The following is a 13,277-nucleotide window of genomic DNA, read 5'->3' as shown; positions in this document are numbered from 1 at the left end:
GGACGACGTCAGGTCACGCGGGCCGGGCCTGCCCGGCGCCGACGAGGCCCCCGGACACGTGCTCCTCCCGCCCGGACACCGGCACGCGCGGTCCTTCGGCCGCCCACAACCGCAGTCGCGCGTCGTGCAGCCAGTACGCCGCGATGGAGGGAGGAACATCCATGATGTCTGCTATCTCCTGATATGCGAAGCCCTCAACCGCCGCGAGGTACACGGCGAACCGCTGCTCCTTCGGCAGCGTGAGGAGCGCGGCCCGGACGTCCGGCTCCGGGAGCAGCACGAACTCGTCCAGGGCCGAGGCGCGCACCCCTTCCAGGGCGGCGGCCCCGGTGGCCTCCGGCGGCAGCACGCACACCTCGGGCTGGGGGCCGACGAAGGCAGCGGCCAGCAGGTCGAAGAGCCAGGCCCTGTGGTCGACGCCGTCGAGGAGCCGCGGGAACGCGGCGTAGGCCCGCGTGAAGACCTCCAGGACGAGCCCCTCCGCCTCGGCCGGGTCGCCGGTGACGCCCGACGCGGCCCGGTACACCGGGTCCAGGAGGGAGAGCACGTCGCGCTCGAAGCCGGCCTCGCGCCCGAGGGCACTCCCCTCGCCGCCGACGGTCCGCCATACGGGCGCGTCGGCGTCCGGCCCGGGCTGCACGGTGCGGACGGCCCTGCGGTGGCGGCCGCCCCCGGAGGCCGCACCGCTCCCCTGCCGGTTCGGCTCGCCGTCGGCGCGCCGGCCCCGGTGCCGCCCGGCGCCCGGGCCGGTCCCGGCGTACCGGATTCCCGCGGTGGGCTGGGCGTTCGTCAGCGACTGAGGCATGTGCGTCTCTTTCCGGGATGGCGTGCGGGGTCGGTCGGTGGGGGCGGGCAGGGGTGTCGTGCCGGGCGACCGGTCCGACGTAATTGCTTCGCGTAGCAAATATATATCCTTCGCTCAGCAAGTAAAGTGGGCGGCATGTCGGATGCCTCCCACCGCCCGGAACCCGCACCGGAGCCTACAAATCCACTCGATCCGGACGAAGAAGAAGTGGTCCGGTCCCTCAGCCGCATCATCTACGCACTGCCCCGCGCGCTGGACGCCGACTTGGCACGCGAGCGGCGGTTGCGCCTCGTCGAGTACCAGGCACTGATGCACCTCTCGGAGGCTCCGGACCGGCAACTGCGGATGAGCGAGCTCGCCACCGCCTGCGAGATGTCGCTCAGCGGGATGACCGGGGTGGTGCGCCGGCTGGAGGACCAGGGGTTCGTCCGGCGCGTCAAGTGCCCCCGGGACGGCCGGGGCTGGAACGCCGTCCTCACCGCCTCCGGGCTGACCCGGCTCGAGGATGCCTGGCCGGCCCACCTCGCCTCCATGCGTCGCCGCTTCCTGGACCACCTCACGGGCCTGGACCTGCGGGCGCTCAGCGCGGCGCTGCGCGGGGTCGCCCTCTGACCCTCGGCCTTTTCCGAGGTCAGGGCCCGGGTGGACGGGCCGGGGCCGCCGCTTCCGAGCCGGGACCTGACCTCGCGCCGCCGCGTCCCGGACGTGCATACTCAGGCCCTGCGGGCGCGCCGGCACCCGCGACGATCGGGAGGTGCGCGATGGTGTCGTCGTCAGGGACGGAATCCCGGAGGGTCACGATCCATGACGTCGCCCGGTCCGCCGGGGTCTCCCGGCAGACCGTGTCGCGGGCGCTCAACGACAAGGACGAGATCGACGGCGCGACCAAGCAGCGGGTCCTCGACGCCGCCCGTGAGCTCGGCTACCGTCCGAGCCGCTTCGCCCGCGGCCTGGTCCGGCAGGACACCACGACCATCGGCCTGGTCATCCCCGACCTGCTGAACCCGTTCTTCACCGAGGTCGCCGCGGCCGCGCTGGAGGCGGCCCGGGCGCGCGGCTGGCACGTCGTCGTCTACGACACCGCGGACCGGGCCGAGGAGGAGTTCGGCACCCTGCAGGTGATCGCCTCGCAGGTGGACGCGGTCGTCGGCTACTTCAGCTGCTCCGAGCTCGACCTCGAACGGTTCACCCGGGGGCTGCCCGTCGTGCTCATCGGCCGCGAGCACCACACGGCACGGTTCAGTTCGATCCGCATCGACGGCGAGGAGGGCGTGCGGGCCGCGGTCGCGCACCTGACCGCCGCCGGCCACCGGCACATCGGCATGCTCGACCACGACGGGCGCGCCGAGCCGAGCATCCGGCGCGAGTGGTTCGCGGCGGCCGCGGCGGCCCAGGGCATCGCCGCGGACCGGGTGGTCGGGGCGGCGCAGTCGGCGGACGGCGGCGGGACGGCGCTCAGGAAGCTGCTCGGCGCGCACCCCGAGGTCACCGCGGTCTTCACCTTCAACGACATCATCGCGATCGGCGCCCTGCGCGAGGCACGGCGGCTCGGCAGGAGCGTCCCCGAGGAGCTCGCCGTGGTCGGCTTCGACGGCCTGCAGCTCGGTACGCTCGTCGAACCCCCGCTCTCCAGCGTCGCGCTCGACACGCGCCGCCTCGGCGCGCTCGCCATCGACCAGGTCGCACGCCTGCTGACCGGGACGGAACCGCTCGCCGCCGACGACCTCGTCGTGCGCGCCGAACTGCGGCTGAGTGGTTCCGCTTAACCTCCCGGACCCGTGTGCGCCGCAAAGTCTTGACACTTGAAGGCACCGGAGCGCACACTTCCGAACAATTCTCAATGGCCCCGTGAGCGTTCACGTGAACGCTCACGTGAACGCTCACGGGACCGGAACGAACAGTTTTGCCCCAGCTTGCGATGGCCTCCGGCGCACGCGCCGGGAGCCGTCGTCCCGTCCCTTCTCACGAGCACGTCCCGCCTGAGGTGTCAACGTCGACCCGCCTAGCGACTCGCTAGTCGTCCTCCGGAACGGAAACCATGAGCAGCACAGTCACGCGCATCCGCCTCGCCGCCGTCGCCGCGGCAGCCAGCATCGCCGTACTCGCCGGATGCTCATCGCCGGCCCCTTCGGGTAAGAGCGCATCGGCCGAGTCCTGCGCTCCCGCGAAGGGCAAAGTCACCCTCCAGTACTGGAACACCGTTCCCGGCATGGACGAAGTCGTCGCGCTGTGGAACAAGAAGAACCCGAACATCCAGGTCGAGACGAAGAACATCTCCAACGACCAGTACGGCACCATCGGCAACGCCCTCAAGGCGGGCAAGGCGCCGGACCTCGCCCAGGTCGGCTACGACGAACTGCCCAACCTGCGCAGCCAGGACGCCTTCGCGGACGCCTCGGCCTGCAAGGCGGCCACCGACGCCAAGTCGGCGTTCGTGCCCTGGACCTGGTCGCAGGCCAGCTTCGGCGGCACCGGGGTGTTCGCCATCCCGCAGGACACCGGCCCGATGGCCCTGTACGTGCGCAGCGACATCTTCAAGAAGCACGGCCTGGAGATCCCCAAGACCTGGGACGAGTACGCGACCGAGGCGCAGAAGCTGCACCAGGCGGACCCGAACCTCAGCATGACGTTCTTCGACCCGAACAACGCCGAGTGGTTCAACGGGCTCCTCTGGCAGAACAGCGCCGAGATGTACTCCTACTCCGGCGACAAGTGGCACGTCACCGTCGAGTCCGAGCAGAGCAAGCAGGTCGCCGAGTACTGGCAGAAGCTGATCGACGCCAAGCTGGTGCGCACCGACCTCGCGCACGGCTCCACCCAGATGTACACGGCGTACCAGAAGGACCAGATCGCCACCTACGTCGGCGCCGCCTGGGGCTACAGCATGTTCCGCGACAACCTGCCCAAGCAGGCCGGCAAGTGGTCGATCGTGCCGATGCCGACCTGGGGCACGAACGCCGCGTCCGGTGACTGGGGCGGCTCCACCGTCGCGTTCATGAAGGGCGGCAAGCACCCCTACGAGGCGGTCAAGTTCAACACCTGGCTGAACACCGACCCGGAGGCCCTGGCGCTGGAGAACAAGCTGGGCGGCCTCTACCCGGCGGCCACCGCCGGTCTGTCGCTGCCCGCGCTGTCCCAGGGCGTGCCGTACTACAACAACCAGAAGATCTTCGACGTCTTCGCCGACTCGTCCAAGAACATCGACACCGGCTTCACCTGGGGCCCGACCCAGAAGACGGTGAACCTGGCGCTCCAGGACGCGATGGCCAAGGCGGCCGCCGGTGACGGCACGGTCTCCGACGCACTGACGGCCGCTCAGGACTCCGCGCTGAAGTCCATGAAGGACCAGGCGATCCCGGCCACGGCGGGCAAGTGACCGTCGCATGACCGACCTCGCAACCCGCGCGACGCGTGGGGTGGCGACCACCGAGGGCCGCCGCCGCCGGCACAACGGCGGCGGCCCCCGGGCGGGCACCATCGCCGCGTTCGTGACCCCGTTCTTCCTGCCGTTCGTCCTCTTCTACCTGGTGCCGATCGGCTACGCGCTCTGGCAGAGCCTGCTCGTGGTGCGCCGCACCGGCGGCCAGTACGGCACGTCGTACACGGCCTTCGGCGGCCTGGAGCAGTACGCGCAGGTCTTCCGGAACACCGAGTTCTGGGGCAGCATCGGGCGCATCGGGCTGTTCGGCGTCGTGCAGGTGCCGGTGATGCTCTTCCTCGCCCTGGCCATGGCGCTGCTCCTCGACACCCCGCTGCTCAAGCTCAAGTCCTTCTTCCGGATCGCGGCGTTCATGCCGTACGCCGTGCCCGGGGTCATCGCCGCGATCATGTGGTCGTACCTCTACTCGCCGCAGATCAGCCCGGTCGTCGACGTGCTCAAGGGCGTCGGGCTGCAGCCCGACTTCCTCGGCCCGGGTGCCGTGCTGTGGTCGACGGCGAACGTGTCGACCTGGCTGTGGACCGGCTACAACATGCTGATCATGTTCTCGGCGCTGCAGTCGATACCGCAGGAGCTCTACGAGGCGGCCAAGCTCGACGGTGCGAGCAACTGGGCCATCGCGTGGCGCATCAAGGTGCCGATCATCGCCCCGTCGGTCGTCCTCACGACGGTGTTCTCCATCATCGGCACTTTGCAGTTGTACGCCGAGCCGGCGGTGCTGCGGCAGATCTCCTCGAACATCTCCAGCACCTACACCCCGAACATGCTCGCGTACACGGTGGCCTCCGGGAACAACTACCAGCAGGCGGCCGCGATCTCCGTGGTCATCGCCGTCATCACCTTCGTCCTGAGCTTCGGGTTCATGCGACTGACCTCCAGGAAGGCGGGACTGTGAGCGACGACCGAACCCCCGTCCGCGAGAGCCGGATCAGCCGCACGGCGGCCATGGGCCTGATGTTCCTGCTGGCGGTCTACTTCCTGCTGCCGGTGTACTTCCTGGTCGTCGCGGCGACCAAGCCGCAGGGCGACCTGGCCTCCACCAACGGCCTGACGTTCTCGCACTTCGACCTGTTCGGCAACCTCGACACCCTCTTCACCCGCAGCGACGGCATCTTCGGGCGCTGGGCGCTCAACAGCGTGCTGTACGCGGTGGTCGGCGCGGCCGTGGGCACGCTGATCTCGGCGCTGTGCGGCTACGCGCTCGCCAAGTTCCGCTTCCGGGGCCGTGAGTTCCTGTTCTCCGTCATCCTCGGCGGGATCCTCGTGCCCACCACCGCGCTCGCGCTGCCGCTGTTCCTGCTGTTCTCGGCGACGGGGCTGGTCAACACCTACCTCGCGGTGTTCCTGCCCAGCATCGTCAGTCCGTTCGGCGTCTACCTGGCGCGGATCTTCGCCGCGTCCGCCGTCCCCCAGGAGATCCTGGAGTCGGCGCGGCTGGACGGGGCCGGGGAGTTCCGGACGTTCTTCTCGGTGGCGTTCAAGCTGATGACGCCCTCCCTGGTGACCATCTTCCTGTTCCAGTTCGTCGCCATCTGGAACAACTTCTTCCTGCCAATGGTGATGCTGCAGAAGGAGTCGCTCTTCCCGATCACGCTCGGCCTCTACCAGTGGAACGGCCAGACCGCCCGCGCCCCGCTGCTGCAGGAGTCGGTGATCACCGGTTCGCTGGTCTCGATCGTGCCGGTGATCGTCGTGTTCATCCTGCTCCAGCGGTTCTGGCGCACCGGACTCGCCGCCGGCTCGCTGCGCTAGCCGCGCCCACCCCTGTCCACGCGTCCTCCCGTGTCCCCTTCCCGCGCCGCCCCACAGCACAGAAGGTCCCGTTCCCATGCGCCGTTCCGCCGTCTTCGTGCCCCACTTCCACTGGGACCGCGAATGGTACGAGCCCTTCCAGGTGTTCCGGCACCGGCTCGTCACCGCCCTCGACACCGTGCTGGAGACCGCCGAGACGAACCCGGACTTCCGCTTCACCGTCGACGGGCAGATGGCCGCGGTCGAGGACTACCTGGAGATGCGGCCGGAGAACCGAGAGCGCGTCACCGCGCTGGTCACCGAGGGCCGGCTGGCGATCGGCCCCTGGCTGATCCTGCTCGACGAGTTCCTCTGCTCGGGCGAGACCATCGTCCGCAACCTGCAGATGGGGTGGGCGGCCGCGGCGGAGCTGGGCGGCTCCATGACCGTCGGCTACCTGCCGGACATGTTCGGCCACGTCGCCCAGATGCCGCAGATCCTGGCCCGCGCCGGCATCGAGCACGCGGCGCTGTGGCGCGGCGTGCCGGGCTCCGTCGACGGCCACGCCTTCCGCTGGCGTGCCCCCGACGGCTCCGAGGTGCGCACCGAATTCCTCTTCGACGGCTACGACAATGGCCTGGACGTCCTGCTGGTGCCCGACCAGATCGGCCGCGCGCTCGGCGAGTACGCGGAGATGACGGCCGGGCGGTGGGGCGGCGACCCGGTGCTCGCGATGGCGGGCACCGACCACAACGCGCCGGACCCGCGGCTGGCGGAGTGGCTGCGGCAGGCCTCCGGTGAGGGGGGCGCCATCACCATCGCCACGCTCGGCGAGTACATCCGCGAGCACGCACGGGACGAGGTCACGGCGGTCGTCACCGGCGAGCTGCGCAGCCATGTGCGCGGCAACATCCTGCCGGGCGTGCTCTCCGTACGGCGCGGGCTCAAGCGCCGGATGGCGGTGGCCGAGCGCATCGTCGACCACGCCGAGCGGATGAACGCGCTGTGGTCCACGCGGGACGACTCGCCGTTCCTCGCGCTCGCCTGGCACAAGATCATCGAGTCGAGCGCCCACGACTCGGTCGTCGGCTCCGGTACGGACGAGACCGCCGACCAGGTCGAGGCGCGGCTCGCCGAGGCCGCGCACGCCGCGCGCGCCGTCCGGGACGCGGCCCTGGCCGGACCGGCGGCCCGCGTCCCGAGCGACGGCCACCTGGTCGCCAACCCGCTCGCCACCCCGCGCACGGCGCTGGTCGAGGTCGACGTCATGGCCCCGCCCGAGGGCACCGTGCTGGTCGCGACCACGGCCGACGGCTCGGAGCACCCCGTACAGCTGGTCGCGCAGGCGCCGACCGTGCTCAGCGACGAGCGCATGGACGCCTCGCAGCTCGAACGCGTGCTGCGCCGCATCCACCGCCGAGAGCTGTTCGGCCGGCAGATCGACCACTACGAACTCACCGCGGGCTCCCTCGTCTTCCACCTGGCCGAGGTGCCCACCAGCGGACCGTTCGACCTGCTGATCCTGCGCCGCGAGGTCGCCGACGCGGCGGCCGCGCACCCGGGCGAGTGGCGGGTCCTGACGCTGGAGGAGGCACGGGCGACCGCGCTGGTGCCGGTCGCCGTCCCCGCCTCCGGGCTCGCGAGCTTCACGGTGGCACCCGCCGACCGGGCGGCCGCGCCGGGCACGGCGTTCGCGCCGGCGACGGCGACCGCCGGGACGCTGTCGAACGGGCTGGTCGAGGTCGTCATCGCCGCCGACGGCACTCTGGAGGTGACCGGCGCGGGCGGCACCGTGCTGCGCGGGGTCGGCCGTCTGGTCGACGGCGGTGACCGCGGCGACAGCTACAACTACGGTCCTCCGGCACGGGATCTGCTGGTCTCACAGCCGGCGGAGGTCACCGTCGAGCTCGCCGAGAACGGCCCGCTGCGGTCGCGGGTGCGCATCACCCGGGTGTACGCGTGGCCGGCCGCCCTCTCCGCCGACCGCGACGTGCGCGCCGGCCGGACCGTCGCGACGCCCGTGGAGACCCTGGTGGAGGTGCGCGCGGGCGAGCCCTTCGTACGCGTCACGACGTCCTTCCTGAACCAGGCCGCCGACCACCGGCTGCGCTTCCACGTCCCGCTCCCCCGGCCCGTGGACGTCTCGGCGTCGGCCGGGCAGTTCGCCGTCACCGAGCGCGGGCTCACCGCCGAGGGCGGCTGGGGCGAGTACCCGATCCCGACCTTCCCCGCGAGCACCTTCGTCTCGGCCGGCGCGGCCACCGTGCTGCTCGACCACGCCACCGAGTACGAACTCACCGACGGGGGCGCCGAACTGGCCGTGACCCTGCTGCGCGCGATCGGCTCGATCAGCGTCAACATCCATCCGCTGCGCGACGAGCCTGCGGCGAGCGAGATCCCCACGCCGGGCGCGCAGGACCTGGGGGTCCGCGTGGAGAACCGGTTCGCCGTCCTGCCCTCGGCGGGCGGCTGGCAGGCCGCGGACGCGGTCGCCCTCGCCGAGGAGTTCCGCAACGACGTGCTGGTCGCCCGGGGCACCGCCCCCGCCGGGGGCGACCTGCCGCCCGACGCGTCGGGGGTGCGGGTGGACGGCACGGACGTGTTCGTCTCGAGCGTCCGCCGCGTCACCGGCGGCGACACCGCTCCCGGCACCGAGGTGCGACTGGTGGCGATGGGCGACACGGGCGCCACGGCCCGCGTGACCGGTGACTTCACCCGGGTGACCACGGTCGACCTGCTCGGCCGGCCGCTGACCACCGAACCCGCGGAGGGCGGCCTCGAACTCGCCCTCGGCCCGTGGGAGATCCGGACGGTCGTGCTCCGGTAGCGGTCGCGGAACCGACCGCCACCGCACCCCGGATCCCCCCACCGCTACCAAGAAAGAGTTGTGACCTCTTGCCCTCCCAGCTCTCCCAGCTCTCCGCGTATGTTTCGGACACCACCCCAGGGCGTGGCGCGCTGCGCCCGGCGCGCTCGTGGCTGCACTCCGACGCCCCCTCCCGCTCGCTCGACGGGCAGTGGCGGTTCCGGCTGTCGCCCACCGCGACGGCACCAGAGGACTTCGCGGCCGAAGGATTCGACGACGGCGGGTGGGACGACATCCCGGTGCCCTCCCACTGGGTGCTCCAGGGGGACGGGGCCCACGGCCGGCCGATCTACACCAACATCCGGTACCCCTTCCCCCTCGACCCGCCCCACGTGCCGGACGAGAACCCGACCGGCGACTACCGCCGCCACTTCGAGCTGCCCGCCGAATGGACGCGGGCCGAGCGGGTCGTGCTGCGGTTCGACGGGGTCGAGTCGCTCTTCAGGGTCTGGGTGAACGGCGAGGAGGTCGGCGGCGCCTCCGGCAGCAGGCTCGCCCACGAGTTCGACGTGACCTCGTCCGTGCGCGCCGGCGACAACGTGGTCGCCGTACGGGTGCACCAGTGGTCGGCGGGGAGCTACCTCGAGGACCAGGACCAGTGGTGGCTGCCGGGCATCTTCCGCGACGTCACCCTGATCGCGCGGCCGGCCGGCGGCATCGAGGACGTCTGGCTGCGCACCGGCTTCGATGCGGGGCGCGGACGGATCGACCCGGAGGTCACCGCGGACGCGGCGGCGTTCCCGGTCACCCTCCGCATCCCCGAACTCGGCGTGGAACGGGTCTGGAACTCCCCCGCCGAGGTGGCCCCGTTCGAGGTGGACGGCGTGCAGCCCTGGTCGGCCGAGGTCCCGCGGCTGTACGAGGTCACGGTGGCCTCGGCCGCGGAGACCGTCACCGTGCGGACGGGCTTCCGTACCGTCGAGATCCGCGGCGACCGGTTCCTGGTCAACGGCCGCCGCGTCGTCTTCCACGGGATGAACCGCCACGAGACCCACCCCGAGCGCGGCCGTGTCTTCGACGAGGCGCACGCGCGCGAGGACCTGGCCCTGATGAAGCGGTTCAACGTCAACGCGATCCGCACCAGCCACTACCCGCCGCACCCGCGGCTGCTCGACCTCGCCGACGAACTCGGGTTCTGGGTCGTGCTCGAGTGCGACCTGGAGACGCACGGCTTCGACAAGGACGGCAGTTGGGCCGGCAACCCCAGCGACGACCCGGCGTGGCGCGAGGCGTACCTGGACCGCGTCGAGCGCACCGTCGAGCGGGACAAGAACCACCCCAGCGTCGTGCTGTGGTCGCTCGGCAACGAGGCGGGCACCGGCGCCAACCTCGCCGCGATGTCGGCCTGGGTCCACGCCCGCGACGCGGGACGTCCGGTGCACTACGAGGGCGACCACACCGGCGAGTACACGGACGTCTACTCCCGCATGTACGCCTCGGTGGCGGAGACCGAGCAGATCGGGACCGACGGCTCGCGCGCCCCCCTGCAGGGGTGCACCCCCGCGCAAGGGGCACGGCAGCGCACCAAGCCCTTCCTGCTGTGCGAGTACGCCCACGCGATGGGCAACGGACCCGGCGCCCTCGACCAGTACGAGGACCTGGTGCACCGGCACCCGCGTCTGCACGGCGGCTTCGTGTGGGAGTGGCGCGACCACGGCATCCTGGCGACGGCCCCGGACGGCACGCCCTACTACGCCTACGGCGGCGACTTCGGGGAGGTCGTGCACGACGGCAACTTCGTGATGGACGGGATGGTGCTCAGCGACGGCGTGCCGACCCCCGGCCTCCACGAGTTCAAGGCCGTCGTGCAGCCGATCCGCTTCACCTTCCACGACAGCGACGGTGACGACGGGACGGTCGAGGTCACCAGTCTGCGGCACTCGGCGGACACCTCCGACCTGCGCTTCCGCTGGCGCGTCGAGCACGACGGCAGGCCCGTGGCCTCCGGGGACCTGGAGGTGCCGGTCATCGCGGCCGGCGGCTCGGTGCGCGTACCGCTGCCGCCGATCGCGGTGTCGCCGGACGCGGAGACCTGGCTCACCCTGGACGCGGTCCTGGCGGCCCGCACGGCGTGGGCGGACGAGGGCCACGTGGTGGCGACCGCCCAGCTGGACCGTTCGGCTCGGCGCGCCGTGCCCGCCGTCCGGCTCCCCGCCGACTGGCGGCGGAGCGACGGGACGCTGACCATCGGCATCGCCGAGTTCGCCGGCGGAGCCCTGGTGCGGCTCGCCGGCCGCGCCGTGACGGGCCCGCGGCTGGAGCTGTTCCGTGCCCCGACCGACAACGACGAGGGCACCTCGGGGGTGGCCGAGGAGAGCGACGCCCACGTCCCCGGGGTCTCCAACGCCGAGCTGTGGCGGGGCGACGGCCTGGACCGGCTGACCTCGCGGCTGGTGTCGGTGGAGACCGCGGCAAACGCCCTGCGGACCGTCGCCAGGGTCTCCGCGGCGGACTCCGCGTCGTCGGTGACCGTGGAGACCGTCTGGTCCCTGCGGGGGGACGAACTCGAACTGCGGGTGGAGATCGAGCCTTCGCGCGGCTGGGGAACGGTGTGGCCGCGGATCGGGCTCCGTTTCGACCTGCCCGACGGCGGCGCCCCGGTCGACGGCGCCGAGTGGTTCGGCCTCGGACCGCACGAGTCCTACCCGGACAGCCTCCGCGCGGCGCGCACCGGCCGGTTCTCCGCGGGCGTCGGCGAACTCTCCGTCGACTACGCGCGCCCGCAGGAGACGGGGCACCGCTCCCAGTGGCGGGAGCTGGCGCTGACCAGCGGCGGCGCCGGAGTGCTGCGCCTCGTGGCCGTCCCGGACGTGCGGGGCCGGCTCCCCGGCTTCACGCTCAGCCGTCACACGCCGCAGCAGATCGCCCGTGCGGCGCACCCGTTCGAACTCCCCCGGTCGGCGACCAGTCACCTCTTCGTCGACGCGGCCCAGCACGGCCTCGGCTCCCGGGCCTGCGGGCCGGACGTGTGGCCCGAGTTCGCGCTGCGCCCGCAGGCCCGGACGATCGGGCTCCGGATCACGGCGGGGTGACGTGCCCCGGCAGGGGGCCGCGGTGAGCGGCCCTCTGCCAGGGTGGTGGCATGAAGTACATGGTGCTGATGTACGCCGACCCCGCGGCGACCGAGGCGATGACCGCCGAGGAGCGCGCCGAGGTGTTCCGCAGGCACGAGCGGCTCCACGAGGACCTCGCGGGCACCGGCGAGATGCTGAACGGCGCCGGACTCGCCCTCCCCAGGGACACCACGACGATCCGGGGGCACGGGGACGGAGCGCGCCCGGCGACGACGCCCGGGCCGCTCTCCACGGCGACCGAGCAGGTGACCGCCTACTACGTCATCGACTGCGCGAGCCCGGAGCGCGCGCTGGAGATCGCCGGGCGCGTCGTCGACTTCCACGTCGTGGCGGTCGAGGTGCGGCCCGTCCACGACGCGTTCGGCATGGAGGGGGGCCGACCGGACGGTACCCCGGCGCGGCAGGTGTGAGGGGGACCCCGCGTGCCGGGTTCAGCCCGGTCCGCAGCGGTCGAGTGCGGCACGAACCCTGCGGAGCCCCTCCGCCCTCCAGTGGTCCCGGTCGGGCATCCGGTCGTCCCGGCGCCAGCGCCAGGCCGAGAACATCGCCCAGTTCAGGGCGCGGCACCGGTGGATCACCTCGTGGTCGGCCCCCGCGTAGTGCGCCGCCACTTCTTCCGGCGCGTGGGCGAGGTCGAACTCGACGGGACCGCGGCAGCACGTGGCGAGGTCCACGAAGAGCGGGCCCCTCCTCGTGTTGAGGAGATTGCCCGGATGCGGTTCGCCGTGCAGCAGCTGCTCGCCGGCCCTGCCGGTGCCGACCGCCGCGCTCAGACCGGCCAGTGTGCCGCGGAGGAGTTCCCGGTCGGCGTCGGACAGCTCCGGGGACCGCTCCCGGTCGCCGACCTCTCCCATTGCCACGGCGACCCGGTCGGTGACGTGCGGTGCGTCCAGGTCGATCCGGCGCAGGGCGGCATGGTGCCGCAGGAGCGCGTCCGCGTAGTCGGCCGGCGCGATCCGCGAGCCCACGGGTTCGTAGTACGTCCAGAGCGAGACGGCGAAGGCGTCCCGCAGATGGACGCGGGGGTCGGCCCTGGGGTCGAGCTCGGCCACGGGGGCGTCGACGTCGGCGAGGAGACGGGCGACCGCCACTTCGAACTCGGAATCGGCCAGCTGCCCCGCGGGGGCGACCCTGGCCAGTACACCGCACGGGACGAGGTGCAGCGCGACACGGTCCGAGTCGTGGACGACGACCACGTCGTCGACCTCCAGGCCCAGCTCCGCAGCGGTCGACCGTGCCGCCTCGACCGCGCGGCGGAGTTGCGACGGCTCCATGGCGTCCTCCCTCGTTGCCGGGCACACCACCTGTACGAGCGGTCCGCGGAAGGGCGGGCCTCGGCCTCTCACACGTCCCGGAAGGAGA

The 13,277-nt window shown here is 72.2% G+C and carries 10 protein-coding genes; 8 read left to right on the top strand and 2 right to left on the bottom strand.

Going from position 1 to position 13,277, the window contains the following annotated elements; translation table 11 throughout:
- Positions 1-13 precede the first annotated feature (13 nt).
- Positions 14-805 carry a sigma factor-like helix-turn-helix DNA-binding protein gene (locus ACFZAU_RS04300; protein ID WP_500551004.1) on the bottom strand — a complete coding sequence of 264 codons (792 nt, stop codon included), beginning with the start codon at positions 803-805 and terminating at the stop codon, positions 14-16.
- A gap of 207 nt (positions 806-1,012) precedes the next feature.
- Between ACFZAU_RS04300 and ACFZAU_RS04295 the strand changes: the two genes are divergently transcribed.
- From ACFZAU_RS04295 to ACFZAU_RS04260, 8 genes are all read left to right on the top strand, one after another.
- On the top strand, positions 1,013-1,417 hold the full coding sequence (locus ACFZAU_RS04295) for a MarR family winged helix-turn-helix transcriptional regulator (protein ID WP_500551003.1): 405 nt from the start codon (positions 1,013-1,015) through the stop codon (positions 1,415-1,417).
- Positions 1,418-1,566: 149 nt separating this feature from the next.
- Positions 1,567-2,571, top strand: a complete 1,005-nt coding sequence (locus ACFZAU_RS04290) for a LacI family DNA-binding transcriptional regulator (protein ID WP_500551002.1) — start codon at positions 1,567-1,569, stop codon at positions 2,569-2,571.
- 272 nt (positions 2,572-2,843) lie between these two features.
- On the top strand, positions 2,844-4,181 hold the full coding sequence (locus ACFZAU_RS04285) for an ABC transporter substrate-binding protein (RefSeq protein WP_499601099.1): 1,338 nt from the start codon (positions 2,844-2,846) through the stop codon (positions 4,179-4,181).
- A 7-nt stretch (positions 4,182-4,188) separates the two neighbouring features.
- Complete coding sequence (locus ACFZAU_RS04280; RefSeq protein WP_500551001.1) at positions 4,189-5,139, top strand: carbohydrate ABC transporter permease; 951 nt, start codon at positions 4,189-4,191, stop codon at positions 5,137-5,139.
- A 50-nt stretch (positions 5,140-5,189) separates the two neighbouring features.
- Positions 5,190-5,996, top strand: coding sequence for a carbohydrate ABC transporter permease (locus tag ACFZAU_RS04275; protein WP_500551122.1), 807 nt, complete (start codon positions 5,190-5,192; stop codon positions 5,994-5,996).
- A gap of 76 nt (positions 5,997-6,072) precedes the next feature.
- Positions 6,073-8,802 (top strand): glycoside hydrolase family 38 N-terminal domain-containing protein, encoded by a 2,730-nt coding sequence (locus ACFZAU_RS04270; protein ID WP_500551000.1) that lies wholly within the window; start codon positions 6,073-6,075, stop codon positions 8,800-8,802.
- A gap of 68 nt (positions 8,803-8,870) precedes the next feature.
- Positions 8,871-11,873 (top strand): glycoside hydrolase family 2 TIM barrel-domain containing protein, encoded by a 3,003-nt coding sequence (locus ACFZAU_RS04265; RefSeq protein ID WP_500550999.1) that lies wholly within the window; start codon positions 8,871-8,873, stop codon positions 11,871-11,873.
- A 50-nt stretch (positions 11,874-11,923) separates the two neighbouring features.
- Positions 11,924-12,325, top strand: a complete 402-nt coding sequence (locus tag ACFZAU_RS04260) for a YciI family protein (RefSeq protein ID WP_500550998.1) — start codon at positions 11,924-11,926, stop codon at positions 12,323-12,325.
- 21 nt (positions 12,326-12,346) lie between these two features.
- Here the strand turns inward: ACFZAU_RS04260 and ACFZAU_RS04255 are convergent, their stop codons facing one another.
- Complete coding sequence (locus ACFZAU_RS04255; RefSeq protein ID WP_500550997.1) at positions 12,347-13,189, bottom strand: aminoglycoside phosphotransferase/kinase family protein; 843 nt, start codon at positions 13,187-13,189, stop codon at positions 12,347-12,349.
- Positions 13,190-13,277 lie beyond the last annotated feature (88 nt).

It is taken from the genome of Streptomyces sp. NPDC008238 (assembly GCF_042956445.1).
In the GTDB taxonomy this organism is placed as follows: domain Bacteria; phylum Actinomycetota; class Actinomycetes; order Streptomycetales; family Streptomycetaceae; genus Actinacidiphila.
Note: the sequence above shows the minus strand (reverse complement) of the source record. Positions and strands in the feature narration are given on the sequence as shown.